Consider the following 25980-nt stretch of genomic DNA (forward strand, 5'->3'; position numbering starts at 1 on the left):
GCCCCACTTTGTAAAACGGCGCATTATACCCCATCGTTACATACCGCGCATAAAGCGCCCGCAGCGCAACGCACATACCGCTTTTTCGGCTATAATTCTGTATATTCCGCAACATACCGTGCCAAACCTAAGAGAACGCACCATGTATCACTATAAATCCGAAGCTACCCGGTTTCTCGACGACTACATCGAAAAACACCCCGAAGAAGCCGAACAGCGCCTGAAAAACCGCGCCCTTCTGTGGGACGTGGAACTCAACCCCGAAGAACAGGCGGGCTACGAGGCGGCCAAGCTGCCGAAAAAGCCTTACGCCTACCAGCCCGACTGATATTTTTCAGACGGCCTTTGCAGTCATGGCAATCCACAAACACAATATCGACCCGCAGCTTGCCGGCTACCTGGACAGCATCGGCGAACCCGAACCGCCCGTTTTGGCCGCCCTGCGCCGGCGTACCGCAGGACACCGTTTGGGCAGAATGGCCATCGCCCCCGGTCAGGCCGCCCTGCTCACTTGGCTGGCGCGGCTTATCCGTGCCGAACGCTATCTCGAAGTGGGCGTGTTTACCGGCTACAGCAGCACCGCCATGGCTTTGGCTTTGCCGCCCGAAGGCACCGTTACCGCCTGCGACATCAACGTTACCTTTACCGATATCGCCCGTGAAACCTGGCAGGCCGCAGGCGTGGCGCACAAAATCACCCTGCACCTGCAGCCCGCGCTGCTCACGCTCGACGACCTGATTGCCGAAGGCCGCAGCGGCACTTACGACATCGCCCTGATTGATGCCGACAAACCGCCCACCCCGCAATATTTCGAGCGCTGCCTGCAACTGGTGCGCAGCGGCGGCATCATCGCCATCGACAACGTATTGCTCGGAGGGCGCGTGCTGCAGCCCGTTACCGCCGACAGCCCGGGTGCCCACGCCGTTTTGCAGGCATTCAACCGAAACCTGCCGCACGATAACCGCATCATCCCCATCACCCTGCCCGTGGGCGACGGCCTCACCCTGCTGTTGAAAAAATAACCGCGAGGACATCATGAACCCCAAACTCCCCGCCCTGCTGCTTTCTTCCGTTTTACTGCTGAACGCCTGCGCCAATACGGGCGCTCCGCCGCCTTCCGCAACGCAAGGCAATACGCCTGATGCGCGCATTCCTTACCCCGAACCCGACACTGAGGCGCAAATCAACAGGCTGGGCATTCAGATAGCCCGTTTGGAAAGGCAGGTGGAAAGCCTGCAAACCCGCGTGCGCCAATTGGAACGCCGTACACCGGCCGCCCGTCCGCAGGCGCGCTCCGGCGGCAGTAAGACGGCACCGGCCGCACCCGCCCGCCCCGCTGACAACGGTTACGATAACGCCCTCAAACACTACCACAGCGGCAATTACGCCGCCGCCATCGCCCTGCTGCGCGGTGCCGACAGTGACGGCAGCGGCAGCGACGATGCCCGCCGGCGCATGTATCTGCTGTTGCAAAGCCATCAGCGCATGGGCAACTGCGAGTCGGTTATCAACATCGGCAACCGCTTTGCCAACCGTTTCCGCAACAATGTCCAATCATCCGAGGCGCTGTTCAGTGTGGGCTCGTGCCAATACCGTATGCAGCAGAAGGATATTGCCCGCGACACTTGGCGAAAACTGGTTCGAACCTACCCCGACAGCCCCGCCGCCAAACGCGCCTATGCCGAATTGAAAAAACGGTAACGGCCGTCTGAAAATATTTACCGATAACCATTTATGAAAGAGAAAGTGAAACCATGCGTCTGATTCTCGCCATTATCCTTCCCTGGCTGCAGTTTTTTACCATAGGCCGTCCGTTTGCAGGAATTGTCTGCCTGATCCTGCAGGTTACCCTTATCGGCTGGGTACCTGCCGCCATTTGGTCGGTTTATGCGTTGAGCCAATACAAAACCGATCAAAAAATCAAACACGCCCTTTCAAACAGATAACAGCCCCTAAAAAGGCCGTCTGAAACGGTTTCAGACGGCCGGGATATTTGATGTGGAATATGTTTTTGAAATTTTTTTTTAATTCTTTAAATAAGGAATCCAAATGGCTCAAATAGGCATCATTATGGGCAGCAACAGCGACTGGCCGGTTATGGAGCATGCCGCACGGTTTTTAAAAGAGTTCGGCGTTGAATATGAAGCACGCGTCGTTTCCGCACACCGTACCCCCGATTTAATGTTCGAATACGCCGAAACCGCGCGCGCGCGCGGCATCAAAGCCATTATCGCGGGTGCGGGCGGAGCCGCCCATCTGCCCGGTATGGTGGCCGCCAAAACCACCGTGCCGGTGTTGGGCGTGCCCGTGCCGGGCAAATACCTGCGCGGAGAAGATTCGCTGCTGTCTATCGTGCAGATGCCCAAGGGTGTTCCCGTGGCTACGTTCGCCATCGGCGAAGCCGGCGCCGCCAATGCCGCGCTGTTTGCCGTTGCCCTGCTGGCCAACGAAAACCCCGGATTGGCCGAAAAACTCGCAGCCTTCCGCCGCAAACAGGAAGCCGCCGTGCTGGCAATGGAACTGCCCGCAGCGGAATAAATGCCGTAGCTTTTGCCGGATAACCGGTTGGAATTTGAAGGCGGCGGAACGGTTAGAACGTAAAAACCACAAAAAGGCCGTCTGAAACGGCGTTCAAACTGTTTTAAGCAAATGTATAGTGGCTTAAATTTAAGCCACTTATAGTCTAACTGTAGCGCTCAACCGGCCCGCAGGCCGAGCCGCCCAGTGTTTGCAGCTCGATTTCCGCCTGCCCCTGCCACACGCAAGAGAGCATCCGGCTGCCGTTTACGGTGGTGCTGATGCCTTGCCAGCCGCGCCGTCCGTTAACGTGCAGGCAGGTTAGGCCGTCTGAAAAGGTTTGCAGCCCCACGCGCATCATGTCGGCGGGAAAATCCAAACCGGCGGCTTTCAGCAGTGCTTCTTTGAGTGTCCACAAACGGTAGAAGCCGTCGGCCTGCCGGCCGTTTGCCGACAGTATCCGCCGTTCGTTTTCCGTGGCCACCCATCCGGCCAGTGCGGCAAAGTCGCGCGGGCGCATGGTTTCGATGTCTACTCCCGCTTTGACGGTGCCGCGGCCGCACAACAGTGCGGCCGTTCCGTTGCTGTGCGAAAGGGAACAAACCGGCAGGGGAGCCTGCTGTTTCAGGTAACGGCTGACCTGCCAGTCGGTGCGCGTTGCCAGCGCGGGGTTGCGTTGAACGCGCAGGCGGTCGGCTTCGTTCAGCGCATTGGGGCGGTATAAAGCTGCGGTGCGGTTGTCGGCAATCAGGCAAATCAGGTGTGGGGTGTCCATATCATGTCGGGAAAGTTTTCAGACGGCCTGAAAGCTTTGCAAATTCCAAGTAACAGTTTTCAAAATGCTTTCGTCATACTCGGGCTTGACCCGAGTATCTTGTTACAAAAAAACGGTAGATACTCGGGTCAAGCCCGAGTATGACGCAGAGTAGATATGTTCAAATTTCGATAGGCTTTTGAAAAATTTTCAGACGGCCTGTGCGCCTAATCGGCCCAGTGTTTTTTCTTGGAGGTTTTGCCGATGCCCGGGTTGAAGCTGTTGGTGGGGTCGAGTTTTCGGTAAAACTGCTTCAGGGCGGGTTTGGCTTCGTATAGGTGGCCGACGTTGTGCTCGGCGGGATATTGCGCGCCGCGTTGGTCGAGCAGGTGCAGCATTTCGTGTTCCAGCGCTTGGCAGTCGTGGCCTTTTTTCACGATGTAGTCTTGGTGGAACACGTGGCACATAAAGTGGCCGTAATAGAGTTTGTGGCTGATTTTGCTGTTTATTTCAGACGGCAGCTGCTCGAACCAGTCGTTATCGTTGCGGCGCAGGGCGATGTCGAGGGCAACGATGTCTTCCACTTCTTTGTCGTGCACGGCGCGGTAACGCACGGCGGCGGAGGCAACGGCGAAGCGGTGCAGCATGGCGGCTTGGGTTTCTTCGGGGCTGCATTCGAAATAAGCGCCCGATTTGCCGTTGAAATAGTCTTTCAAAAAGGCGCGCGCTTCTTCCACGCCTTCGCCGCCCATTTTTAGAATCAAGTGGTGTTCGAAACGGTTGCGGTAGTCACGCAGCGGTTGCGGCAGGTGTTCGGGCAGCCATTTGCTGACAAATTGCAGCACTTTGTCGCTGAAATGGGCGGGCAGAAAGCCGAGTTTTTTGCTGAAACGGTCGGCTTTGGCTTTGAGGCCGAACAATTGCGGCAGGCGGTGGGTGCCGAATTTTTTAATCACCCAGAAAGTGTCTTTGCCGTACACCGCCGCCATGTCGAAAGCGTCGCGGTGGATGTATTCGCCGGAAACGGGCAGGTTTTTGAAACCGGCCAGCACGGCGCGGCGGATTTCGGTGAGTTCGTCGGTGCTGTTGGTGCCGATATAGAACACGGCGGTGTGCTTTTCGAGCGGAAAGGTGTCGAGGCGCACGGCAAACACCATCAGTTTGCCCGCGCAGCCTGAGGCTTCGTAGTGGCGCGCGGGGTCGGCGTTGAAGCGGGCGGCGCTGGGTTCGTCAACCTGCCGTACATGGTTGCAATAGTCGTGGTCGTGGCCTTTGCCGGCATCGGGCGTGATGTCTTTCTGCCGGTAATGGTGGCCTTGCAGGTTGGTGAGGATTTCTTCGGGCGTGTCGCCCAAATCGATGCCCAAGTGGTTGATAAGGCGCAGTTCACCGTTTTCGTCCAATTGGGCGAACAGCGCCATTTCGGTGTAGGCCGGCCCGCGCTGCACCAGTGCTCCGCCGGAGTTGTTGCACACGCCGCCGAGCACCGATGCGCCGATACACGAGGAGCCGATAACCGAGTGCGGCTCGCGGCCCAAGGGTTTCAGCAGCAGCTCGAGCTGATTGAGCGTGGCGCCGGGCAGGCAGACGACTTGTTCGTTGTTGTTGATGGGGCGGATGATGTTCATGCGCATGGTGTTTACAATCACGATGTCGCGGTCGTAATCGTTGCCGTCGGGGGTTGAGCCGCCGGTAAGGCCGGTGTTGGCGGCCTGAGTGAGCACAACCACGTCGGCCGCTACGCAGGCCTGCAGGATTTTCCATTGTTCCAAAAGCGTGCCCGGCCGCACCACGGCCAGCGCGCGGCCTTCGCCGAAGCGGTAGCCTTGGCGGTAGGGTTCGGTTTTGGCGGGGTCGGTGATGATGTAGGGTGCGCCGACGATGTCGGTTAAGGTTTGCAGCAGTTGGGAGGCAGTCATGGCGGTGGTTTTTTTTCGGGGTTGTAAAAATGCGAGTTTGCGGGGTTTTTCGGGCGGGGTCAAATGCGGTCGGCAAAGTGCCTGTATGATTAAACGTTAATTATCTTTGCAAGCGTTCAGGCCGTCTGAAAGCCTTATTGTCCGGTTTTCAGACGGCCTGTTTTGAATCAAACGTTAAACCGTCAGCGTTTGTTGTCCTGCCGCCAAACCTGCCACAGCAGCAGGCCGGCGGCGGTGAAGATGCGGTGCTTCCGGCTTAAAGGCAGCAGCAGGCTTTTCCAGATCAGGTTTTGCGAGGGCAGGCCGTCGGCCAGGCCGAGAATGGTGTTGAAGCCGGTGTCGATCATGCTTTGCCGTTCGCGTGCCCGCTGCATTTTCAAACGCTCGGCGGTGATTTTCAAACGCGCCAGATCGGCCTGCAGTTCTAACAGTTTGCGTTCTTCATGCTTGGCGTTCATCGGTTTTTTCCTCCTTATCCTGCGCCGCCATGCCGCGCAGACAGGCGATATCCTGCTGCATTGCGCGCAGGGTGGCGGCTACTTGGGCGTTTTTGTTTTTCCATGAAGAAACCGACCATGAGGCCAACGCGGCAATCGCCAGCAGGCTGCAAACGGCCAGGCCGAAAAACACCCAGATTTTGGCTTCGCCGCTTAAAACATGGTTCAAACCCAACAGCAGGCTGATCATGCCGAACACGAACAATGCGCCCATCAGCACCACGGCGGCGAAAATCCGCACCACCGCGGCGGCTTGGTCGCTGACGTCCAGTTGCAGCATACGCAGCCGCAGCAGGAATAAATCTACGCCTTGGTTCAGCAGCACTTGGAAATGATTGATGTGTTGTTTCAAGCTCATGGGTATCCCTTTGGTTGGTGCCGGTATTGTTTGCCGCGGTGTTGCCGGTGTGGCAGAGGGTAGCACAAAAAGGCCTTTGGCTGCGTTCGAACGGCAAAAACAGTTTGGATCCGGTGCAAAGACTGCTGTGCGGTGGCGGCTGCCCTTCGCGGAAGGTGTACAGTATATTTATGACGGCGGCCGGGGGGCTTCAGACGGCCTGTTTCTTTCCGCCGTTTTATCTGCTCACTCAATCCCCGCCCATTTGTGCGCCTGCACGCTCAACTGCCAATGCACGGCGGCATCGGGGCGGCTGTTTAACAGGCCGATTTGGCGGATGGTGTCGTAGATATTCATTTCGCCGTTTTGCTCGCAGGGCGAAAGATAATAATGTTCGGCGCGGATTTTCTGTTCCACCGCCGCGCAAAACGCCAGCACGTCGCCGTCGGCCACGATGCGCACTTCGTCCGCCTGTTTGATGCACTGCTTTTCATACTTGGCCGCATAGCAGGCTTTCGGGCTGGCGGCCACATAATCGATTTGCGGCGGTGCGGGATTTAACCCGTTGGTTTCCAGATACAGGCGGTAGCCGGCTGATTTCAAGGCATCGAGCAACACTTCCAAATGAGGCTGTATGGTCGGTTCGCCGCCGGTGATGATGATGTTGCGGGCGGTATAACTTTTCAGACGGCCTAAAATGTCCGCAAGGCTCATCATCGTGAACGTGAGGTAATCGGTGTCGCACCAGGCGCAGGCGAGATTGCATTTGCCCAAGCGGATAAACATGGCGTTCATGCCGGTGTTGTAGCCTTCGCCTTGCAGGCTCTCGAAAATTTCGACGATGCGGTAAGCGGGGTTTTCGGGGAGGATTTCGGTCATTTTTTAAGTTGTTCGGATTTGTCGGTTAACAGGTTCGGTTTGATAACAATCTGCGGCACCACTACCGTCCACCGATCCAAATCGGCAGGATAGGCTTCTTGGTAGGCAGTATCTTCCTGATCTCGGTAGCGTACATAAAATTCGGCGGCGCAAGCTTCGGTATCGGGCGGCAGCGGCGGTAAATTTGCTTGTCTGGCCGTGCGTGCCACCACTTCGCCTGCTGCCAGAAACTCATACACCGCTCCGTTTGCGCGTATGTTCAGACGGCTGCCGGTTTGCAGGCCGGCAATGGCCCGCAGGCGGTTTTTGATATTGGCGGTTTGGGCGGGCCGTTGCCGGTCGCGGCCGGCAAAACCGATATCCAGCTCTTTTAATTCTAAAGTACGGTATTCGGTGTCCCAATCCGGGCGGTGTCCGAAAGATTGCTGCACAGTTTCTGCATCCGACAGCAACGGCAGCCAGGCGTGTTGCGTGCCGGTATGCAGCAGGGTGAGCGTTTCAATGGCACGGGTCATGCCCACATAAAACAGGCGCCTGTTTTCACCGTTGTTATCCGAATGTTCCCAGCCGCCGTCTAAAATAAAAACGTGTTTGAATTCCAAACCTTTGGCGGAATGGACGGTGCCGATAAACAGCCCTTGTCTGCGGATATCCTCCAATTCGCCGGTATAGCCGTACAGCCATGATTTGAGGTACCCGCCGCTGTAATATATATCGGCTTCGGCCGAATGTTCGGACGGCGTGAAGCTGTGTTCCGCAACAAAATCGTCAGCCATTTCGGCAAAGTGTTGTTGCCAGCCCGGGCAGACGGGTTGTTCGCGGACGATTCTGACAAAATCGGTGGCGGAAAGGTTCGGTGCGGCTTTGGCTTCAACGTCTTCTATCAGGCGGACAAACTGGCGCAGCCGGCTCGGTCTCAGACTGCTTTTCTTGAAATAGGCGATATGGTTTTGTTCGCACCACGCTTGAACCGGCAGCAGGGTTTCATTGTGGAAGGCCAAAACGGCCATTTCCGACGCTTGCGCCCCAAACGCCTGCAAACGGCTGATTTCGGCAGCAACCGCCTGCGCCTGCCGGTTGTTTTTTTCACGGCGGCTGCCGTTGCCCGGCAACGAAATGATGCGTACGCGGCCTTGCCGTTCGGGGTCTTTGGCCGACCAAATTCCGCCCTTGGGTGCCGATTGGCGTTCGGGGTTAATCACGATCGGGTGCAGGCTTTTCAGACGGCCCGGCTGTGCCTGGATCACGCTGTTGGCGGCTTGGATAATGTGTTGGCTGCTGCGGTAGTTGAAGGTGAGAAAGTCGGGCTGTCCGACTTGGTAATCTTGGCAGAAACGCCGGATATATTCATTGCTGCTGCCGTTGAAAGCATAGATATTTTGGTCGTCGTCTCCCACGGCCAGAATGGTGAGTTTGTCGTCTTCTTCAGCCAATTGCCTTCCTGCCAGCGCAGAAACCAGCCGGTAATGCCGTTCGGTGATGTCTTGGTATTCGTCAACCAGAATATAACGGAAACCTGCCAGAATCCGGTCGCGCGCACCATCTTCTGAGGCATCGCTGCCCGGGCCGTCTGAAAGCAGGGCGGCGGCCTGTGCGCACCAGATTTCCAGCTGGCTGCCGATGTCGTCTCCGGCCGCTTTGGCGGTGGGCTTGTCGAAACGGACGCCCAGCAGGCGCATGGCCATGCTGTCATAGGTTAACACGGTAACGGCGTTGGCCGTATGGCCGGCCAGTTCAAACAACCGGCGTTTGATTTCCTGCGCCGCATGACGGTTGAAGGTGAGCACGATAATGGCGGCCGGGTCGATATGCTGCACTTTGAGCAGATAGGCCGCCCGTGCCACAATCACGCGGGTTTTGCCCGATCCGGGGCCGGCCAGCACCAAACGGTTTTTCGGCTGTTTTTCAGTAACGATTTTACGCTGTACCTCATTCAGGCCGCCGACAATTCTGTTGTAACTTTCTTTGGAAACATTCTCTTCCAATTCTTTCAGACGGCCTTTAAACCATTTGTTTTTAAATTCCTTCTCGCTGTATTCGAAATAATCGCCGACCAACTTCCAAGCATTGCCGATGTTTTCGAGGGCTTTTTTGGCATATTCCAGCATCACGTGGATTTGGAAACGCTTTTCGTCATAAAAATCCTGCAGCGGTTGGTAATCGCGCTGCAGATATTTGATTTTGGCTGCAACGGCATCCTGATTGAGGCGCAGGGTCATGGCGTGGCGCAGCACGGTCATGCCGTGGTTGAGTTTGAATACTTCCTGTTTGTGCATAAACAGCAGCGCCTGGTTGAGCAGCGTTTCACGCTTATCGGCCGGAATTTGCGCCGCCAAGGCCAAATCTTGATCCAACAGTGTTTTCAGTTCGCCGAACGTAGTTTCCGCCACCGCATCTTTACTGCGCACGCCGCCGGTTTTGCCGATTAAAAACGGCAGCACGGTTCGGCATATCTGCCGGCGCAAGGCGGCGCGTTCCGTTACTTCCTCCCAGCTGTCGCTTTGGTTTTTAAAGCGGATTTTCAGCATATCGTTGCCATAATCTTTGATTTCGAAACTGCCGCTGCTGTGTTTGCGGGCGTCTTTGTCTTGCGCCAGCGCGCGCAACAGCTGTTTTATTTCATTCGGATGCCATTCGTTTCCGCTGCCGGTTTCGCGGGCGGCACGGCACAGCGCCGAGGGCGAAAGGTTTTGCCAGATACCGCTGTCGGCATCAGGAATTTCGTTTTTCAACACCTGCCATACGGTTTCTTCCTGTGCCAATACTTCATTCAGCCGTTTTTCGGCAGGCCGGGCGGAGTCGGTGCGGATGTTGACGGTGATGTGGGTGTCGTTGCTCAAAATGTCCAGTTGTTCCATTTCGAGCAGCATCCCCCGCAGTTCCTCATAACCGCAGCCGGTGGCGGCGGACAGCGTATCGGTGCTCACGGCCTCGTTATCCGCCGCCTGATAGATGATTTCGGCCAGCGTTTGGTAGATTTCGCGCTTGCGTTGGGAAAGATCGGCTTGTTCGATTTTGGCCAGCGCCTGTCCGATATTCAGACGGCCTGAACGGGCGGGAAAAATGCGGGTGCGGTTTTCGGTGCGGCTCAATAATCCGGAGCGCTCCAACCAGGCGACGGCGGTTTTCACTTTGGTGTCGGCCATATTGTCGTCGCTGTCGAAACTCATGTATTCGCTGCTGTCGCGCAAAATTTCGCCGCTGCTGACCACCAGCTCGTCCGCACGGTTCAGCCGTTTGAGCCTGTTCCAGATTTGGCTCAAATCATTCCGTTCCAGCTGCGACGATTTGTTCAGGCCAAATTGGGTGTCGATGTCTTGCCTGTCGAACAGCAAAACACATTTGGCTTGCTGCTGGTCGCGCCCGGCACGGCCGGCTTCCTGCAAATAGTTCTCCAGCGAGCCGGGAATTTCGGCATGGATCACCAAGCGCACGTCGGGTTTGTCCACGCCCATACCGAAAGCATTGGTGGCCACAATCACACGCAAGCCGCCGTCAATAAACCGTTGCTGGATATCGGCTTTCTCATTGGGCTTCAAACCGGCATGAAAGTGCGAACACGCCCACTGCTGCATTTTCAAAAATTCGCTGATTTCTTCGGTGCGCTTGCGGCTGGCGGCAAACACCACCGCGCCGCCGCTTTGGCCGCCCAATTCGCAGCTTAATAGCTCGTGAATACGCTGGTGCTTGCTCTCGCGCGGCGTGTCCAAAACCTCGTAGGACAAATTACTGCGTTCGTTGCCGCCGATAAATTGTTTGAATTCGATGCCCAGCTCTTCGCCAAAGTGGCGGGTAATATCGGCCAGAACATCAGGCTTGGCAGTGGCGGTAAAGCAGCTGACGGGGGCGGGCACTGCGTTTTCAGGCAGCCTGCTTTTGATGAATTTGGCGGCATAGAGATAATCGGGGCGGAAATCATGCCCCCATTTCGACAGGCAGTGCGCTTCGTCGAACACCCAACCGTTGATCTGGCGGTGTTCGATGGCGCGGATAAAACTGCCGTTGCGAAACTGCTCCGGCGCGACAAACAGAATACCCACATCGCCCAAAGCGGTTTTATCCAACACATCCGCCCGTTCAGGCACCGACAGCATGCCGTTTAGCGTGGCTACGCCGGTAATGCCGCGCCGTTGCAGGTTGTATACCTGGTCCATCATCAGCGACTGCAACGGCGACACCACAACGGTTAGGCCGCCGTTGCGGAAATAGCGGTTGAGCGCCGGCAGTTGGAAGCACAGCGACTTGCCGCCGCCGGTAGGCAGTACCGCCAGCAGATGCTCGCCTTTCATACCGGCTTTCACAATGGCTTCCTGCCCGCCCTCCACATTTTGCACGGCGCGAAACGAAGAAATTTTACCGTCTTGCCCGAAATAACGGATCAGTTGCGCCGTCGGGTTTAAAATTTCGCGGCAATAACGGCAATGAGGATTACCGCAGTCGTGGTCGCGCAATTCGCGGATCAGACGGGCACTGTCGGGAAATTGGTGGCGCACCCACGGTGCCAATACCGAATTACCGCCGGACACCTTCAACCACGCCAACGTATACGCCAGCGGTATCTGTAATTTTTCATCGGCTAAATCGTGCGAACGCAAACGCGCCAAACGGGTCATGCAGACCCGTAACGATTTGCCGCCGCCGCTTCCGTCGGCATCGCTCAACATCTGTAAAACCGCCTGCTTGAGGGCATCTTGGCTCAATAGCGGCTCATCTGATACCAAACGGATATGGCGGCCGTCTGAAAACGGCAGTTCACCGAACAAGCGGCGGTATACGGCAAACTCTTGCGGCGCCGTTTCGCGTAATTTAGCGAAAGAAATACATTGATCGGTAAACAGCTGCCAACAGGCATAACAGTCGGCCAGCGGCGAATTAAGTGCCGAAGCGATCAGTTTATGGTTTTTAATCAGGCGGTGGTAAGGATTTTGCGGGAAAGCCAGCGGCGAGAGGCGTAAAGTGTCGATTACTTTGAGCGGATGCAGCAGCGATTGGGGCGCAGCTTGGCGCAGATAAGGCAAATCGTGCCCGATGATGTTGTGGCCCATCACATAATCCGCACCTTGCGCCATTTCTTCCAAACGGGCTAAGGCCGTCTGAACATCCGATGCCCTGTGTAATTTTGGGCTTTCGTATTGCACCCCCGTATCGGGGCGCAGCGCACCGATTTGCAAAAGCCGCTGCGTTTGCGGATGGATTTCCAGATCGACAATCAAAATTGGCGGAGTAATGTGGCTGTTCATTGTTTATTATGGAAAATATTTCAGACAGGCCTAAGCATATACTGGGGTGGCCAGAAACGCCAACAGCGCGGGCAAGCCCTGTTTGATGAGAATCCCTTTGTTTGAGGTAACGGCTCCCCAAAGGGCGGCGGTTATCACAAAGCCGAGAAACAGCAAGGTGGCTTCGGCACGGGCATTTTGCGGCGCGAAAAACTGCGCCCATACGATGCCGGCGGCCAGAAAGCCGTTATACAGCCCTTGGTTGCTGAACATCACCTGCACGCGCTTTTGCTGCATAAATTCTTCGGGCAGGCCGAAAATGCGCGCGGCCTGCGGGCTGGGGATTTTGCACATTTCGAGATACATAATATAAAAATGTTCGGCGGCCACGATTAAGGCCAATACGGTTGCTAAGGTTTGCATGGTTCAGTTCCTTCATATTCGGCGCACGAGGTGGGGGTTTCCCACAGTTTGACGCTGCACACGGGCAGGCCGGCGGCTTTCAGACGGCCGTAGATCTCCACACTCAGGTTTTCGGCGGTGGTGCGGCGGTTCAGGCGCAGGGTTTTCATCTGCCAGCCCTCCAGCAAGGCGGCGATCTGGCTTTCGCGCGCGTTGCCGCCGTGGTAGATGAAGGCGTGGTCGAACGGCTCGATAACGGTTTGTTTGACAATGGTTTTCAGGTCGGCGAAATCCATCACCATGCCCGCTTTGGTGCCTGCTTCGATCAGGCCGTCTGAAACGGTGATTTCGAGCGAATACGTGTGGCCGTGCAGGTTTTGGCATTTGCCGTCGTGGCCGTTGAGCATATGGGAGGAATCGAAGGTGAAGATTTTGGTGATTTTCATGCTGTTTTGCCCGCCAAGTATTCTGTTAAACCGCGCTCGCGCAGCACGCAGCTCGGGCATTCGCCGCAGCCGCCCGCCACGCCGTGGTAGCAGGTGTGGGTGTGTTCGCGGATATAGTCCAAACAGCCTAACTCGTCGGCCAGCGCCCAGGTTTGCGCTTTGGTGAGGTACATCAGCGGTGTGTGGATTTGGAAATCGTAGTCCATCGCCAGATTGAGGGTAACGTTCATCGATTTGATGAAGATGTCGCGGCAGTCGGGGTAGCCGGAAAAGTCGGTTTCGCACACGCCGGTAATCAGGTGGCGGGCGTTACGGCTTTTGGCGTAGATGGCGGCGTACAGCAGAAACAGGGCGTTGCGGCCGTCGACGAAGGTGTTGGGCACACCGCCTGCGGGGGCTTGGATTTCGGCGGTTTCGTCCATTAGCGCGTTATGGGTGATTTGCTGCATCAGGCTCAAATCGAGCACGGTTTGGCGTACACCCAAATCTTGGGCGATCCAGCGGGCGCGTTCCAGCTCGATGGCGTGGCGCTGGCCGTATCGGAAGGTGATGGCTTCAACGTTGTCGTTGCCGTATCGGCGGATGGCCTGAATCAGGCAGGTGGTGGAATCCTGGCCGCCTGAAAAGACGACCACGGCTTTTTGAGGGTTCATGGCGGGTTCCTAGTTTTGTTGTCGCGGGATGGATTGCGAACCGCGTGCGGCGAAGAAAACGGCGATTATAACCGATTAAAGGTTTCAGGCCGTCTGAAAGCATTTTTTCAGACGGCCTGAAAGTTTTAATCAAGCATGGTGTACGGTTATGCTTTCAAGGCTTCCTGCAGTTCGCCGGCTTCAAACATTTCCATCATGATGTCCGAGCCGCCCATGAATTCGCCGTTGATATACAGTTGCGGAATCGTCGGCCAGTTGCTGTATTCCTTGATGCCTTGGCGCACGGCTTCGTTTTCCAGCACGTTAACGGTAACGAAGTCTTCACAGCCTGCGGCTTGCAGAAGCTGCACGGCGCGCGAAGAGAAGCCGCATTGCGGAAACTGCTTGGTGCCTTTCATAAACAATACCACGCGGTGGGTGGTAACCACTTCTTTAATCTGCTCTTGGATGCTCATGCTCGGTTCCTGAAAGTTATGGGTGTAAAGATAAGATTATAGTGGATTCAATTAATTTCCGATACAAGGCAGCAAGCCGCAGGCAGTACGGATAGTACGGCAAGGCGCAGCAACGCCGTAGCGGAAGTTAAGTGAATCCGCACGATACGCGCTTTGCCGGTTTAGGGCAGCAGCGGCGCATTGCTCAGGCCGGCTTCTTCGCTGAAGCCGAACATGATGTTCATGTTTTGCACGGCTTGCCCTGCCGCTCCTTTCACAAGGTTGTCGATAACCGACAGCACAATCCACACGCTGCTTTGCGGCGCCTGCTGCACGCTGATGCGGCAGAGGTTGGCGCCGCGCACGCTGCGGGTTTCGGGCGTGCTGAGGGGCGGCATGATGTCGACAAACGGGCTGTTGCGGTAGAAACCGGCCAAGATCTCGTGCGGGTCGGTGCCCTCGTGCAGGTGCAGATACATGGTGGCCTGCATGCCCCGTATCATCGGCGTGAGGTGGGGCACGAACACCAAGCCTTCGGCCACGTTGCTTTGCAGGCTGCTGATGGTTTGTTTGATTTCGGGCAGGTGGCGGTGGCCGCCCACGCCGTAGGCTTTGAAGTTGTCGCCCGCTTCGCAAAACAGCGTGCCCACGTTGGCTTTGCGGCCCGCGCCGGAAACACCGGATTTGCAGTCGGCAATCAGCGGCATGTTTTCTTTCAGACGGCCTGCTTTCAATAAGGGCAAAAGGGCGAGGGAAACGCAGGTGGGATAGCAGCCGGGGTTGGCCACCAGTTGCGCCCGGGCGATGCCGTCGCGGTTCATTTCGCTCAAGCCGTACACGGCACGGGCAACGGTTTCGGGGCTTGCGTGCGCCATGCCGTACCATTTTTCCCAAACGGGAATATCCTGCAGGCGGTAGTCGGCCGACAAATCCACCACGCGCACGCCTTCTTCGAGCAGCGCGGGCGCTTCTTTCATGGCCACGCCGTTGGGGGTGGCGAAAAACACCACGTCGCATTGTGCCAAACCGGCTTCGTCGGGCGTTTGGAACGCCAAGTCATACACCCCGCGCAGGCTGGGGAAATAATCGGCCACGGCGGTGCCGGCTTCGCTGCGGCTGGTTACGGCGCAAACGTCAACGTTCGGGTGGGCGGCCAGCAGGCGCAGCAGCTCTACACCGGTGTAGCCGGTGGCGCCGACAATGCCGGCTTTGATGCGGTTTTGCATAATGAATCCTTATGTTTCAACACACAGGACGACACATAAAGCGCCGCCCTACGTGTTGCCCTGATTGGGAAGGGGTTACACCCCTGCCCGATAAACCCAAATTCTACCGCCATAAATGGCGGGGTCTCAACCGAAAAAGAAACTTGATGAATCCTTGAATATCGGTTGCAGGGCGGGTCAGTTTACAATGTGCCGGGGCCGTCTGAAAAGCACAGGCCGTTTTTCAGACGGCCTGAAACTGTTGCAGCAGTTCTGATAACTTTTCCAACATGCGCCGTCAGCCCGGCCTGCCGTCCGCCCTGGGCACCACCAGCCACGGGATATAGAGCCATGCGTAAAGCAGCAGCGACACGGCGAACAGCGCGGCCGACAGGCGGATGCTGTGGGTATAGGCCGTACTGCCCGCAAAAGCGGCCAGTGTGCGCACCACGGCAGCGGCCGCCATCAGCCAAAAAGCCAGCGGCATCGGCGCAGGGGCGGGGTAAATCGGGTGGCCGGTGTGGCCCAGCGCCGTACGCGCCATCATACCGAGTGTCAGCAGGCCGATGCCGCCCACGCCGATCAAATGCACACCCAGGCTCAAATAGGCGGGCAGCCATTGTGCAATGCCCGCCACCGCCAAGCCCAGTGCGGTAAACAGATAGCCCGCAAACAAAACCCACAGCATGGGTTCGCGCAACACTTGTTTGTGCCACCAGCGGAACACCTGCACCAGACTGATTATCCCTGCGGCCAGCGCGGCCAGCGCAGCCGCAGACGGCGCGGTTTGGAATATCGTCAGCACTGCCGAGAGCATGGGCAGCACCAAAGCCGACCAAGCCACCCACGCCGGGCTGGAAACTTGCGGGATATTCAAACGTTTGGCGGTAAAAAACGGCATGATGCGCATACCCACCAAACCGATAAACCCCGCCACCATCATCAAACCCGCCATCAGGCCGCTTCGCAGGAAGGCAGCCTGAAACGGCTGCAGGTAAAGATGGAATACCGCATGGGTCAGACCGAAAACAAACAATGCGGCCACGGCAATATAATTGCGCGAATTGCGGCTGCGGATAACCGGTATGGCCATACACACTGCCGCATACCAGAAAAACAGCGTTCCCAGCACACCGCCCGCAGCCGTGCCTCCGGGCACATACGGTGCCAGCCGTGCCAGCAGCCAGCAGGCGGCCAAGCCGGCCAGCGCAGCGCCGCGCGTGGGCGGCTGCCCCGTCCAAGTGGCGACGGCGGTTAACAGAAAGCCCACCACCACCGCGCCTGCATAACCCCAAATCATTTCATGGGCATGCCAGAAAAAAGAGGGCAGTGCCGCCGTGCCCTGGTAACCGAAGCCCCACAGCAGAACCGACAGCGCCCCGAACAGCGCAGCCAGCAGATAAAACGGCCTGAAGGCCATTGCCCAAACGGGGTGTCTGAAGAAAATATTCATGGTGGTTCCTAAAGATTGTTGCTGGATGCATGAAACGGTTTTTTCAGACGGCCTGAAATTCCAAGTGAACTGCCGGGCCGTCTGAAATCCGACTTGTCCGGCTTATAAAAATGCCTCGACGGCGGGAAACAGCTCACGCTCTTCAAAACGGGCATGATCGCGCAGGGTTTGGGCGAATTCCCTGTTCCACGGTTCGCTGCCGTATTGCGGATCGGCAATCATGGCGCGCAAGGCCGCATGCTCGGCCTCGAAACGCGCACGCAGTGCGGCATCAAGTTGGTGCCAGTGCGGGGCGAACTGTTTTTCTTCTGCTTCAAAGTGATTCAGCAAATCAGGAATATGCGCTTCAATATCAGCCCGGTGGTTGTCGGCCGGGCTGCGCAGGATACGCACGCACAAAGCAAGGGTGTGGTGGTGTTCGTGCGATCGTTCGATTAAGTCGGGGTGGCGTTTGAGGGGTTTCACGGCGGTGCCTTGTGCTGGATTATTTTATAAGTTTCATATATTATGAAACTTACTATGTAAACAAGTCAAACCCGCTTAAACGATTATGCATCTTACACAACACACCGATTACGGCCTGCGCGTATTGATCTACACCGCCATCAACGACGACGCACTGGCTAATATCGGCACCATCGCCGATACCTACGGCATCTCCAAAAGCCATCTGATGAAAGTGGTTACCGCGCTGGTTAAAGGCGGCTTTCTCGACAGCGTGCGCGGCAAAGGCGGCGGCCTCAAACTTTCCCGCCCGCCCGAACAGATTAACATCGGCGCGGTAGTGCGCCACCTTGAGCCCATGCAGCTTGTGGAATGCATGGGCGATAACAACCAATGCCTGATTGCTCCGGGCTGCCGTTTGGCGGGCATACTCGGCGGAGCAATGAAAGCCTTTTTAAATTATCTCGACGGCTTTACCCTTGCCGACCTGCTCAACAAGCCGACTTACGATCTGCTTTATATTCCGAAAACCGAAATTTCTGCCGGCTTTCTGCCTGCCGGGTATAACTGAGCCCGTTTCCCGGCAATCCCAAATGTTTCAGACGGCCTATATCACATTAGTTATTGTTTTGTTTGAGTAAACGCCTGAAATGTAAAAATCTGCCGCTTTGTTACAAATCTTTAAGATTTGGGTTGCAAACAATAATAATAGCTATTAACATGCCATCGCTATGAAAAATGAACGTTTCTTAACCCCCTCCACGTTCGCGCTGGTGGCTTTTTTACATATCGGCCTGATGGCCCTGCTGTGGCAGGGCAGGCCGCTGCCGCTGATTGATATGGAGACTATCGAATTCGTCGATTTGAGCGGTTTCGGCGGCGGAGACGGCCAAGTTGAAGGAGCGGGCGCGCCCGCCCCCGAAACGGCCGCCCAGCCCGAGTCCAAACCCAAGCCCGAACCGCCCAAACCTAAAGAAGCCCCCAAGCCGCAACCCAAACCCAAGCCGGCAGAAACGCCCAAACAGGAATTAAAACCGGTAATCACCCAAAAAGCGCAGGCCGATATTTCCAAACCCAAAGAAACCCCCAAACCGAAGCCGGTGGAGAAAGTTAAAGCCGAATCGGCAGAACAGCCCAAGCCGGTGGAGCGGCCCGTAGAAAAGGCGGTGGAGAAGCCCGTTGAAAAACCGGCAGCCCCGCCTGCCGAGAAAACCGCAGAAAACGCCGCCGACAAACCTGCCGCAGGCCCCGTGCGGGAAAAAGGCGGCAGCGGCGACGGCACGGGCTATGCCAAGATACAGGGCAAAGGCAGCGGATCGGGAAGCGGCGAAGGGCGCGGAACCGGAAAGGGTGAAGGCAGCGGCAGCAAAACAGGAAGCGGAAGCGGCAGCGGTGAAATTGCCGGCGGCGGCGCGGGAAGCAGCGCGGGCAATCCGGTTAAAGGTGTCTGTTCCGTCCGCCAACCCAGCGAAAAAGACTATCCGCAACGTTCCCAAGAAAATGGTGAAGAAGGGTCGGTAACATTTATAGTTACGATATCCCCGAGCAATCAGATAACCAATATCAAAATAATAAAAAGCAGCGGTTTCCCCAGTTTGGATCGAGCGGCAAAGAATCTTGTGCGCAAATATCCTTGCGACTCTAAAGGCAAATGGTATCAAGGACAGGGCACAATAGTATTTGCTTTGCCCTAAATAAAACAGGCCGGCTGAATTTTATGTAAGGCGGCTAGCCGTCATAATTAACTTATCATCAACTCTTTTTGGAATAAACAACAATGAATTTAGGATTGGTTTTTGAATCAGGCGATTACGTATTAATCAGCGTATTTCTGCTGCTGGTGCTGATGAGCATCGTTACCTGGACGGTGATTATCGTACGCGCCGTCAAGCTCAATAAGGCCAAAAAAGGCAATGCGGCGGTCAAGCCTTTGATTTGGAATGCCGCCTCACTCGATGAAGCAGTGCAGAAAGCCCGAACCGTCGAATCGCCGGTGAGCACGCTGGCGGAGGAGGCCGTGCGGGCGCGGCAGAATTACCGCAACGGGCAGGGGGCGAAGCTTGCCGCAGCCGTGCCGCTCAACGAATATCTGGTTACCCAGATCCGCAACAGCATGAGCCAAAACCTGCGCCCCTTCGACAGCGGCCTGACCGCGCTGGCCTCCATCGGCGCCACCGCACCGTTTATCGGCCTGTTCGGCACGGTTTGGGGGATTTACCACGCCCTAATCAACATCAGCCAAAGCGGCCAGATGAGCATTGCCGCCGTGGCAGGCCCCATCGGCGAGGCCTTGGTGGCTACCGCCGCCGGCCTGTTTGTGGCGATTCCGGCCGTTTTGGCCTACAACTTTCTGGTGCGGGGCAACAAAACGCTGGCGCAGGATATGGACGCTTTCGCCCACGATTTCCACGTTCAACTGTTAAACCAAGAGGATTAAGCCATGGCATTCGGTTCGATGAATTCCGGCGACGATGCGCCGATGGCCGACATCAACGTTACCCCGCTGGTGGACGTGATGCTGGTGCTGCTGATTGTGTTTATGATTACCATGCCCGTGCTTACGCACTCGATTCCGCTGCAACTGCCCACTGCGTCGGAAAACGTGAAACAGGAAACCCAGCCCAAAGAGCCGCTGCGCTTGAGCATTGATGCCGAGGGGGCTTATGTGCTCGGTGCGGAATCCGCCACCAAGCTGGGTTTGGAAGAAATTACCGAACAGCTCAGGCAGGCCAAAGCGGCCAACCCTGATGTGATTGTGGCGATTGCCGCCGACAAGCGTGTGGAATACGATTCGGTTGCCCAAGCCCTGCATTCGGCACGCGAAGCCGGCATCAGCAAAATCGGGTTTATCACCGAAACCGATTCGGGCAAATAATTCTGTTTGAAAGCAGGCAAAGGCCGTCTGAAAAAATATTTTCAGACGGCCTTTGCCGTATGGAACCCGATACCGTGCAGGATTATGCTTCCGCCAGCAGCGGCCGCCCTCGGATAATCGCGCGGATAACCGTGCGGTTGGGTGAGAGCGCGTTGCGCAGGCGTTGCGGCAGCGGATTGGGCAGGCCGAGAATGTCGGCTGCGACGGCGGCGGCGCAGACGGGGGCAGTGGCAAGGCCGCGGCTGCCGTGGGCGGTGTTGATGTAGGCGCCCGGCAAATAGGGGCAGGGCGTGTGGATGCGGTAGTTTTTATCGAGTGCGAGTTTGGCATAGGCCTGCTGCATGGTATAGATGTCGCCGAGCGCACCCACCAGCGGCAGGTGGTCGGGGCTGTCGCAGCGCAGGGCGGCATGGCCTTGCAAAGGTTGTGCGGGGCCGTTTGCACGGTTTTCAGACGGCCTGTTCGGACTCAGGCCGTCTGAAAATAAATTTCCGGCCAGTTCGGCATCCAGTTCGCGCAAAGTGAGGCGGTTGGCTTCGGCATCGCTTGCGCGCCATTCGCTGCCGGTGTCGTGCTGGATAAAGGTGGCGCCGAAGCAGTGCGCGCCCTGCCATGCGGGGCTGATGTAGCCGGCGGCGGAAAGGGCGCAGCGCAGGGCGGCGGAATAGGGCGTGGCGGCGGCCAGGTCGGTTTGGCCGCGGATCAGGCGGTAGGGCAGTGCGGATACGTCGGCTGCGGCGGCCAGCGGGCTGTGTGCGCCCATGCAGTAGATAATATGGCTGCCGAAGAAGGTTTGCGCGGCGGTTTCTACCTGCCATACGCCGTTGCGGTATCCGGCGGCCAGTGCGGGGGTGCGGGTGTGCAGCTCTATCAAGGGATGGTCGAGCAGGGCGTTTACCAGCGCGGGCGGGTTCAGCCACACGCCTTGCGGCCAATAAAGCGCGCTTTGCGTGAGGGGGATGCCGGCCAGTTGCGAGGCCGTTTCGGCGCAAACGGGGCGGTAGAGGTGGGCGTGGTGGGTTTGCGCCGAGAGCGCCAGATTGCGGCGGGTTTCTTCTTCGTTATGATTGAGATGGAGCACGCCGCTGCCGCCCCAGTTTTCCTGCGCGGGCAGCAGGGCGTCGAGCAGGCGGTGGGTGTGGCCGTAGCCGCACAGCAATAATTCGGTCTGCTCGGTGTTGTGCGGCGAAATCTTGGCATACAGCAGCCCTTGGCGGTTGCCCGAGGCGGCGTTGGCCGGTTCGGCGGCTTCGAGCACGGTAACAGGCAGGCCGTGCCGCGCCAGCGCGCGGGCGGTGGCGGCACCGGCGATGCCTGCGCCGATAACGACGGCGCGGGTTGCGGGGCGGCGTTCGGGTGGTTTGAACCACGGTTTGACGTTTGGCGGCGGCAGTTGCGGCACGGCTTCGGTTTGCCATTGCACGGGTTGCGGGAAATATTCGCTGAGGCGGCGGGCGGTTTCAGACGGCATCAGCCACAAATGCACGTCGGGCAGAATATCGTATAGCGCATTGGCGGCGTTAAACTGAATGCAGCCGAGTTTGCTTCCGATGGCTTGGCTTAATGTAGTTTCTTGTGCTGAAGGCGTTTCAGACGGCCTGAATACGGGCAGGGTGTTGTCGGACAGGCATACAACCAGATACAGCGGTTTGGGGTGTGCGGTGATGGCGCAAGAGAGTTCTGATAATGAAGGCGGGCGGTTCCAAGCAAGGTAGTTCATGTATCAGGCCGTCTGAAAAAAGAAAGGCGATTTTAGCACGCGCTGCGGCCGCATACCGCCCAAGTGCGCGGAAAAGCTGTTAAAATCAGGGCGATTTTATTGTTTCAGACGGCCTTGAGGCGGATTGGGAAAATCTGTCGGTTTGTGTCGGTTTGTATAGTGAAACCGCTCCTGCCGCCGTCTGGCCCATATAGCGGATTCACACATTTTCGATACAAGGCAGCAAGCCGCAGACAGTACAAATAGTACGGAACCGATTCTGTTGCCGCTTCAGCGGCTTACAAAATCGTTCTCTTTGAGCTAAGGCGCAGCAGAGCCTTCGCGAAAGTTAAGTTAATCCGCTACAACCAAACGGAACCGTTATGAATCCCTTAATCGCCGACTTCAACGCCGAACCTGCACGCGCACCCGTGATTGTGGCGCTGGATTTTGCCAACGAACACGACACGCTCGCGTTTGTGCGCAGGCTCGAGCCGTCTTTATGCCGCTTGAAAATCGGCAAAGAGCTGTTTACCGCCACCGGCCGCCGCTTGGCCGAAAGCCTGATCAACCAGGGCTTCGAGCTGTTTCTCGATTTGAAATACCACGATATTCCCAACACCGTGGCCAAAGCCTGCCGCGCGGCGGCGGAAATGGGCGTGTGGATGGTAGATATGCACGCCTGCGGCGGCCGCCGCATGATGGAAGCCGCCGCCGAAGCCGTGGCCAATCAGGCTCACAAACCGCTGTTAATCGGCGTAACCGTGCTTACCAGCATGGAAGCGGCCGATTTGGCCGAAATCGGCCTGAACGCGCCTGTGGAAGAATTGGTGTTGCGCTGGGCGGAACTCGCGCAAAGCTCGGGTTTGGACGGCGTGGTGTGTTCCGCCCACGAAGCCGCCCCACTGCGCCGCGGTTTGGGCGGTGATTTCGTGCTGGTTACGCCCGGCATCCGCCTTGACGTGGCGGGCAACAGCGACGACCAGCGCCGAATCATGACACCGGCTCAGGCACTGGCGGCCGGCTCCACCTATCTGGTGATGGGCCGCCCCGTTACCCGGGCCGCCGACCCCGTGGCCGTGCTGCGTGAAATCAATGAGGCCGCCCAAGCCATGCGCTGATTTTCAGACGGCCTGATGTTAAAAGTTTAGGCAGAGGCCGTCTGAAACCCAAAGAAACGGATTTGATCGATATGCTATTCCCAACCGACCCGCAAACCCTCAAAACCCGCCTTGCCCGAGCACGCGTGCTGGTGGTGGGCGACGTGATGCTCGACCGCTACTGGTTCGGCGACGTATCGCGCATTTCCCCCGAAGCCCCCGTGCCCGTGGCCAAAATCGGCAAAACCGACCAGCGCGCCGGCGGTGCCGCCAACGTTGCCCGCAACGTTGCCTCGCTGGGCGGGCAGGCCGCCTTGCTGTCGGTAACCGGCAACGACGAAGCCGCCGACGTACTCGACGGCCTGATGCGGCAGGACGGCGTGGCCGCCCATCTGGTGCGTGATTCGGAAATCGCCACCACCGTGAAACTGCGCGTGGTTGCCCGCAACCAGCAATTGATCCGCCTCGACTTTGAAGAGATGCCGCACCGCGAAATCCTTGATTCGGTAAAAGACCAATACCGCGCTCTGCTGCCCGAATACGACGTGGTGGTTCTGTCGGACTACGGCAAAGGCGGCCTGCTGCACGTTGCCTCGATGATAGAATGGGCGCGCCAGGCCGGCAAACCCGTGCTGATCGACCCCAAAGGCGACGACTACGAAAAATACGCCGGCGCCACCCTGCTCACGCCCAACCGCGCCGAGCTGAAGGAAGTGGTGGGCAGCTGGCGCAGCGAAGCCGAGCTGACCGAAAAAGCGCAGCACCTGCGCCGCCACCTCGAACTCGAAGCCCTGCTGCTCACCCGCAGCGAAGAGGGCATGACCCTGTTTAGCGGCAGCGAAATAGTCAACCGGCCCACGCGGGCGCAGGAAGTTTATGATGTGTCCGGCGCAGGCGACACCGTCATCGCCAGCATGGGCTTGGGGCTGGCCGCCGGTTTCAGCCTGCCCGAAGCCATGCACATCGCCAACACTGCCGCTGGCGTGGTGGTGGCCAAACTGGGCACGGCAGTATGTTCGTTTGACGAGCTGAGAGCAGCGCTCGAAAAGGAATAACGGCGGTTTCAGACGGCCTTGAAAGGAATAATGCTGTGCACCAACCCGATTTGGAAAAAATCAAACGCAAGCAGGCTGAATTGCAGGCGGCCCACCGCGCATGGATAGCCGAAAAAGCCAAACACGAAATATTGGCGTTTGCCGATGAAAAAGGCAACATCGTATTGCACCACCCCGACGGGCATACGGAGATTGTGCATGAGGCCGAAGCAGGCTAGGGTCTGTTGACAATTAACGCAACGGCGGTGTTTTTGGTCAAAAATCCCCGTCTGCGGCGTTAAAAATGCTCGCAAGGTGTTCAACCTTGCTGCGCTTTTTGCCTTGCATACGCGGATTTTTGCCTCAAAAAACCGCTTCGCCGGCCAATTGTCAACAGACCCTAGGGCGGTATTTTATTGCGGCACCAACGGTGCGGGCAAAACCACTTTGCGCGGTTTGAACCACGATGCCGTGTCGGTGGTGATTGATTCCGACCATATCGCCGCCGAGCTTAATCCTGCCAACCCGCGGGCTGCAGATATGGAGGCAGGGCGGCAGGCGTTAAAACTTTTTCAGACGGCCTTAAATAATGATATTTCGTTTTCCATGGAATCCACACTGTCGGGTGTTTCGGTGTTGCGGCGTATGCGGCAGGCCAAAGATAAGGGATTTCATGTTATTTTGAACTATATAGGGCTGGTTTCCGCCGATCTGCATATCGAACGCGTACAGTCGCGCATCCGCAGCGGCGGCTATCCGATAGACAGCAGGGTCATCCGCAAGCGTTTCATCGAAAGCCACGCCAATCTGACCGTGGCGCTACAATTGGCCGACGAAGCGTATCTTTATGATAATTCCGGAGCAGAATTGGCGTTGGTGCTATATATCGCCGACGGTAAAATTTATCTGCAAACCGACACACAACCCGCATGGGTGCAGAAGCTGATACAAACATTAACGGCCGTCTGAAAACACGAGCCTTTTCAGACGGCCACCCGAAAGGAAAAATCATGACCATCATCGTAACCGGCGCCGCCGGCTTTATCGGCAGCAACATCGTTCAAGCCTTAAACCGGCGCGGCATCACCGACATCGTTGCCGTCGATAATCTCTCGCGCGGCGAAAAATTCAAAAACCTGGCCGAGTGCGAAATCGCCCATTATCTCGACAAACACGAGTTTATCCGCCAAGTGCGCGAGCACGAGCTGCCCTACGGCGACATCGAAGCCGTGTTCCACGACGGCGCCTGCTCCGACACCATGGAGCACGACGGCCGCTATATGATGGACAACAACTACCAATACAGCCTCGACCTGCTCGACTGGTGCCAAGACGAACGCATCCCCTACCTTTACGCCTCCAGCGCGGCGGTGTACGGCAAAGGCGAAATATTCCGCGAAGAGCGCGAGCTGGAAAAACCGCTCAACGTTTACGGCTATTCCAAATTCCAATTCGACCAAGTGGTGCGCCGCCGCATGAAAGAGGGGCTGACCGCGCAGGTGGTGGGTTTCCGCTATTTCAACGTTTACGGGCAGCACGAGCAGCACAAAGGCCGCATGGCGTCGGTGGCCTTCCACCACTTCAACCAATACCGCGAAAACGGCTACGTTAACCTGTTCGGCGCCAACGACGGCTACGGCAACGGCGAGCAGACCCGCGATTTTGTGAGCGTGGAAGACGTGGTAAAAGTAAACCTGTTTTTCTTCGACCACCCCGAAAAATCAGGCATTTTCAACCTCGGCACCGGCCGCAGCCAGCAGTTTAACGAGTTGGCCGCCGCCACCGTCAACGCCTGCCGCTCGGCCGAAGGCAAAGCAGCGATGACGCTGGAAGAGCTGGTAAAAGAAGAGCTTATCCGCTATATCCCGTTCCCCGATGCGCTCAAGGGCAAATACCAGAGTTTCACCGAAGCCGACATCTCGCGCCTGCGCGAAGCGGGCTACGACGGCGCGTTTTTCGACGTAAACGAAGGCGTGAGCCGCTATGTGCAGTGGATGCTGGAAAACCTTTAGCAAGCGCGGCAGGCCGTCTGAACGGTAAAAATCTTTTATAATTAATGTTTTCAGACGGCCATGTATTGCATTTTCGGCATTGCGCGCCATTTTAAGGCGTA

At 57.1% G+C, this 25980-nt stretch carries 28 protein-coding genes; 14 read left to right on the forward strand and 14 right to left on the reverse strand.

Annotation, left to right across the window (positions count from 1 at the left end):
- Positions 1-142: 142 nt before the first annotated feature.
- The 5 genes from Q3970_RS06340 (at position 143) to purE (ending at position 2538) form a co-directional block, all read left to right on the forward strand.
- A complete protein-coding gene (locus Q3970_RS06340; protein ID WP_085365914.1) occupies positions 143-328 on the forward strand; it encodes a DUF3460 family protein in 186 nt (61 codons plus the stop codon).
- A 25-nt stretch (positions 329-353) separates the two neighbouring features.
- Positions 354-1022 (forward strand): class I SAM-dependent methyltransferase, encoded by a 669-nt coding sequence (locus tag Q3970_RS06345; protein ID WP_303099752.1) that lies wholly within the window; start codon positions 354-356, stop codon positions 1020-1022.
- Between the two features lie 13 nt (positions 1023-1035).
- Entirely contained in the window at positions 1036-1701 is a 666-nt protein-coding gene (locus tag Q3970_RS06350; RefSeq protein WP_303099753.1) for a tol-pal system YbgF family protein, read from the forward strand.
- A gap of 53 nt (positions 1702-1754) precedes the next feature.
- The gene (locus Q3970_RS06355; protein WP_303099754.1) at positions 1755-1946 is read left to right on the forward strand and encodes a YqaE/Pmp3 family membrane protein; all 192 of its coding nucleotides are present in this window, start codon (positions 1755-1757) and stop codon (positions 1944-1946) included.
- A 103-nt stretch (positions 1947-2049) separates the two neighbouring features.
- A complete protein-coding gene (gene purE / locus Q3970_RS06360) occupies positions 2050-2538 on the forward strand; it encodes a 5-(carboxyamino)imidazole ribonucleotide mutase (RefSeq protein WP_303099755.1) in 489 nt (162 codons plus the stop codon).
- Positions 2539-2683: 145 nt separating this feature from the next.
- Here the strand turns inward: purE and Q3970_RS06365 are convergent, their stop codons facing one another.
- The 13 genes from Q3970_RS06365 to Q3970_RS06425 form a co-directional block, all read right to left on the reverse strand.
- On the reverse strand, positions 2684-3292 hold the full coding sequence (locus Q3970_RS06365) for a 4'-phosphopantetheinyl transferase superfamily protein (protein WP_303099756.1): 609 nt from the start codon (positions 3290-3292) through the stop codon (positions 2684-2686).
- Positions 3293-3498: 206 nt separating this feature from the next.
- Entirely contained in the window at positions 3499-5190 is a 1692-nt protein-coding gene (dld, locus tag Q3970_RS06370) for a D-lactate dehydrogenase (protein WP_303099757.1), read from the reverse strand.
- 182 nt (positions 5191-5372) lie between these two features.
- On the reverse strand, positions 5373-5648 hold the full coding sequence (locus tag Q3970_RS06375; RefSeq protein WP_303099758.1) for a hypothetical protein: 276 nt from the start codon (positions 5646-5648) through the stop codon (positions 5373-5375).
- A complete protein-coding gene (locus Q3970_RS06380) occupies positions 5632-6045 on the reverse strand; it encodes a phage holin family protein (RefSeq protein ID WP_303099759.1) in 414 nt (137 codons plus the stop codon). Before Q3970_RS06380 ends, Q3970_RS06375 begins: the two co-directional genes overlap by 17 nt.
- A 225-nt stretch (positions 6046-6270) precedes the next feature.
- Positions 6271-6903: a 7-carboxy-7-deazaguanine synthase QueE gene (locus Q3970_RS06385; protein ID WP_303099760.1), complete on the reverse strand. Its 633-nt coding sequence runs from the start codon at positions 6901-6903 to the stop codon at positions 6271-6273.
- Positions 6900-12143 carry a RecQ family ATP-dependent DNA helicase gene (locus Q3970_RS06390; protein WP_303099761.1) on the reverse strand — a complete coding sequence of 1748 codons (5244 nt, stop codon included), beginning with the start codon at positions 12141-12143 and terminating at the stop codon, positions 6900-6902. The genes Q3970_RS06385 and Q3970_RS06390 overlap by 4 nt, the downstream gene beginning before the upstream one ends.
- A 30-nt stretch (positions 12144-12173) precedes the next feature.
- A complete protein-coding gene (locus Q3970_RS06395) occupies positions 12174-12545 on the reverse strand; it encodes a DUF1304 domain-containing protein (protein WP_303099762.1) in 372 nt (123 codons plus the stop codon).
- Positions 12533-12970, reverse strand: coding sequence for a 6-carboxytetrahydropterin synthase QueD (queD, locus tag Q3970_RS06400; RefSeq protein ID WP_303099763.1), 438 nt, complete (start codon positions 12968-12970; stop codon positions 12533-12535). The genes Q3970_RS06395 and queD overlap by 13 nt, the downstream gene beginning before the upstream one ends.
- Positions 12967-13623, reverse strand: a complete 657-nt coding sequence (gene queC / locus Q3970_RS06405; protein ID WP_303099764.1) for a 7-cyano-7-deazaguanine synthase QueC — start codon at positions 13621-13623, stop codon at positions 12967-12969. The genes queD and queC overlap by 4 nt, the downstream gene beginning before the upstream one ends.
- Before the next feature lie 146 nt (positions 13624-13769).
- Positions 13770-14078 (reverse strand): Grx4 family monothiol glutaredoxin, encoded by a 309-nt coding sequence (grxD, locus tag Q3970_RS06410; RefSeq protein WP_303099765.1) that lies wholly within the window; start codon positions 14076-14078, stop codon positions 13770-13772.
- A gap of 161 nt (positions 14079-14239) precedes the next feature.
- Complete coding sequence (gene argC / locus Q3970_RS06415; RefSeq protein ID WP_303099766.1) at positions 14240-15283, reverse strand: N-acetyl-gamma-glutamyl-phosphate reductase; 1044 nt, start codon at positions 15281-15283, stop codon at positions 14240-14242.
- A 277-nt stretch (positions 15284-15560) separates the two neighbouring features.
- Entirely contained in the window at positions 15561-16715 is a 1155-nt protein-coding gene (locus tag Q3970_RS06420; protein ID WP_303099767.1) for an NnrS family protein, read from the reverse strand.
- Between the two features lie 102 nt (positions 16716-16817).
- Positions 16818-17180, reverse strand: a complete 363-nt coding sequence (locus Q3970_RS06425) for a hemerythrin domain-containing protein (RefSeq protein WP_303099768.1) — start codon at positions 17178-17180, stop codon at positions 16818-16820.
- A gap of 85 nt (positions 17181-17265) precedes the next feature.
- Here Q3970_RS06425 and Q3970_RS06430 point away from each other — a divergent pair, with 85 nt between their 5' ends.
- The 4 genes from Q3970_RS06430 (at position 17266) to Q3970_RS06445 (ending at position 20034) form a co-directional block, all read left to right on the forward strand.
- Positions 17266-17730: an Rrf2 family transcriptional regulator gene (locus tag Q3970_RS06430; RefSeq protein WP_303099769.1), complete on the forward strand. Its 465-nt coding sequence runs from the start codon at positions 17266-17268 to the stop codon at positions 17728-17730.
- A 160-nt stretch (positions 17731-17890) separates the two neighbouring features.
- On the forward strand, positions 17891-18853 hold the full coding sequence (locus tag Q3970_RS06435; protein WP_303099770.1) for an energy transducer TonB: 963 nt from the start codon (positions 17891-17893) through the stop codon (positions 18851-18853).
- Positions 18854-18936: 83 nt separating this feature from the next.
- Positions 18937-19596, forward strand: a complete 660-nt coding sequence (locus Q3970_RS06440; protein ID WP_303099771.1) for a MotA/TolQ/ExbB proton channel family protein — start codon at positions 18937-18939, stop codon at positions 19594-19596.
- Between the two features lie 3 nt (positions 19597-19599).
- Entirely contained in the window at positions 19600-20034 is a 435-nt protein-coding gene (locus tag Q3970_RS06445) for a biopolymer transporter ExbD (protein WP_303099772.1), read from the forward strand.
- A gap of 82 nt (positions 20035-20116) precedes the next feature.
- Here the strand turns inward: Q3970_RS06445 and mnmC are convergent, their stop codons facing one another.
- Positions 20117-21754, reverse strand: a complete 1638-nt coding sequence (mnmC, locus tag Q3970_RS06450; RefSeq protein ID WP_303099773.1) for an FAD-dependent 5-carboxymethylaminomethyl-2-thiouridine(34) oxidoreductase MnmC — start codon at positions 21752-21754, stop codon at positions 20117-20119.
- Positions 21755-22116: 362 nt separating this feature from the next.
- Between mnmC and pyrF the strand changes: the two genes are divergently transcribed.
- From pyrF to rfaD, 5 genes are all read left to right on the forward strand, one after another.
- Positions 22117-22854 (forward strand): orotidine-5'-phosphate decarboxylase, encoded by a 738-nt coding sequence (pyrF, locus tag Q3970_RS06455; RefSeq protein ID WP_303099774.1) that lies wholly within the window; start codon positions 22117-22119, stop codon positions 22852-22854.
- Positions 22855-22925: 71 nt separating this feature from the next.
- On the forward strand, positions 22926-23888 hold the full coding sequence (rfaE1, locus tag Q3970_RS06460; protein WP_303099775.1) for a D-glycero-beta-D-manno-heptose-7-phosphate kinase: 963 nt from the start codon (positions 22926-22928) through the stop codon (positions 23886-23888).
- A gap of 35 nt (positions 23889-23923) precedes the next feature.
- Positions 23924-24106, forward strand: coding sequence for a hypothetical protein (locus Q3970_RS06465; RefSeq protein ID WP_303099776.1), 183 nt, complete (start codon positions 23924-23926; stop codon positions 24104-24106).
- A 148-nt stretch (positions 24107-24254) separates the two neighbouring features.
- Positions 24255-24836, forward strand: coding sequence for a zeta toxin family protein (locus Q3970_RS06470; RefSeq protein ID WP_303099777.1), 582 nt, complete (start codon positions 24255-24257; stop codon positions 24834-24836).
- A 41-nt stretch (positions 24837-24877) separates the two neighbouring features.
- Positions 24878-25879: an ADP-glyceromanno-heptose 6-epimerase gene (gene rfaD, locus Q3970_RS06475; RefSeq protein WP_303099794.1), complete on the forward strand. Its 1002-nt coding sequence runs from the start codon at positions 24878-24880 to the stop codon at positions 25877-25879.
- Positions 25880-25980 lie beyond the last annotated feature (101 nt).

Source organism: Neisseria sp. (assembly GCF_030530745.1).
In the GTDB taxonomy this organism is placed as follows: domain Bacteria; phylum Pseudomonadota; class Gammaproteobacteria; order Burkholderiales; family Neisseriaceae; genus Neisseria.

Bases quoted from the DNA above. Each gene is read 5' to 3' on its own strand.
- Q3970_RS06340 (WP_085365914.1), top strand. From the start codon at position 143: ATGTATCACTATAAATCCGAAGCTACCCGGTTTCTCGACGACTACATC.
- Q3970_RS06345 (WP_303099752.1), top strand. From the start codon at position 354: ATGGCAATCCACAAACACAATATCGACCCGCAGCTTGCCGGCTACCTG.
- Q3970_RS06350 (WP_303099753.1), top strand. From the start codon at position 1,036: ATGAACCCCAAACTCCCCGCCCTGCTGCTTTCTTCCGTTTTACTGCTG.
- Q3970_RS06355 (WP_303099754.1), top strand. From the start codon at position 1,755: ATGCGTCTGATTCTCGCCATTATCCTTCCCTGGCTGCAGTTTTTTACC.
- purE (WP_303099755.1), top strand. From the start codon at position 2,050: ATGGCTCAAATAGGCATCATTATGGGCAGCAACAGCGACTGGCCGGTT.
- Q3970_RS06365 (WP_303099756.1), bottom strand. From the start codon at position 3,292: ATGGACACCCCACACCTGATTTGCCTGATTGCCGACAACCGCACCGCA.
- dld (WP_303099757.1), bottom strand. From the start codon at position 5,190: ATGACTGCCTCCCAACTGCTGCAAACCTTAACCGACATCGTCGGCGCA.
- Q3970_RS06375 (WP_303099758.1), bottom strand. From the start codon at position 5,648: ATGAACGCCAAGCATGAAGAACGCAAACTGTTAGAACTGCAGGCCGAT.
- Q3970_RS06380 (WP_303099759.1), bottom strand. From the start codon at position 6,045: ATGAGCTTGAAACAACACATCAATCATTTCCAAGTGCTGCTGAACCAA.
- Q3970_RS06385 (WP_303099760.1), bottom strand. From the start codon at position 6,903: ATGACCGAAATCCTCCCCGAAAACCCCGCTTACCGCATCGTCGAAATT.
- Q3970_RS06390 (WP_303099761.1), bottom strand. From the start codon at position 12,143: ATGAACAGCCACATTACTCCGCCAATTTTGATTGTCGATCTGGAAATC.
- Q3970_RS06395 (WP_303099762.1), bottom strand. From the start codon at position 12,545: ATGCAAACCTTAGCAACCGTATTGGCCTTAATCGTGGCCGCCGAACAT.
- queD (WP_303099763.1), bottom strand. From the start codon at position 12,970: ATGAAAATCACCAAAATCTTCACCTTCGATTCCTCCCATATGCTCAAC.
- queC (WP_303099764.1), bottom strand. From the start codon at position 13,623: ATGAACCCTCAAAAAGCCGTGGTCGTCTTTTCAGGCGGCCAGGATTCC.
- grxD (WP_303099765.1), bottom strand. From the start codon at position 14,078: ATGAGCATCCAAGAGCAGATTAAAGAAGTGGTTACCACCCACCGCGTG.
- argC (WP_303099766.1), bottom strand. From the start codon at position 15,283: ATGCAAAACCGCATCAAAGCCGGCATTGTCGGCGCCACCGGCTACACC.
- Q3970_RS06420 (WP_303099767.1), bottom strand. From the start codon at position 16,715: ATGAATATTTTCTTCAGACACCCCGTTTGGGCAATGGCCTTCAGGCCG.
- Q3970_RS06430 (WP_303099769.1), top strand. From the start codon at position 17,266: ATGCATCTTACACAACACACCGATTACGGCCTGCGCGTATTGATCTAC.
- Q3970_RS06435 (WP_303099770.1), top strand. From the start codon at position 17,891: ATGAAAAATGAACGTTTCTTAACCCCCTCCACGTTCGCGCTGGTGGCT.
- Q3970_RS06440 (WP_303099771.1), top strand. From the start codon at position 18,937: ATGAATTTAGGATTGGTTTTTGAATCAGGCGATTACGTATTAATCAGC.
- Q3970_RS06445 (WP_303099772.1), top strand. From the start codon at position 19,600: ATGGCATTCGGTTCGATGAATTCCGGCGACGATGCGCCGATGGCCGAC.
- mnmC (WP_303099773.1), bottom strand. From the start codon at position 21,754: ATGAACTACCTTGCTTGGAACCGCCCGCCTTCATTATCAGAACTCTCT.
- pyrF (WP_303099774.1), top strand. From the start codon at position 22,117: ATGAATCCCTTAATCGCCGACTTCAACGCCGAACCTGCACGCGCACCC.
- rfaE1 (WP_303099775.1), top strand. From the start codon at position 22,926: ATGCTATTCCCAACCGACCCGCAAACCCTCAAAACCCGCCTTGCCCGA.
- rfaD (WP_303099794.1), top strand. From the start codon at position 24,878: ATGACCATCATCGTAACCGGCGCCGCCGGCTTTATCGGCAGCAACATC.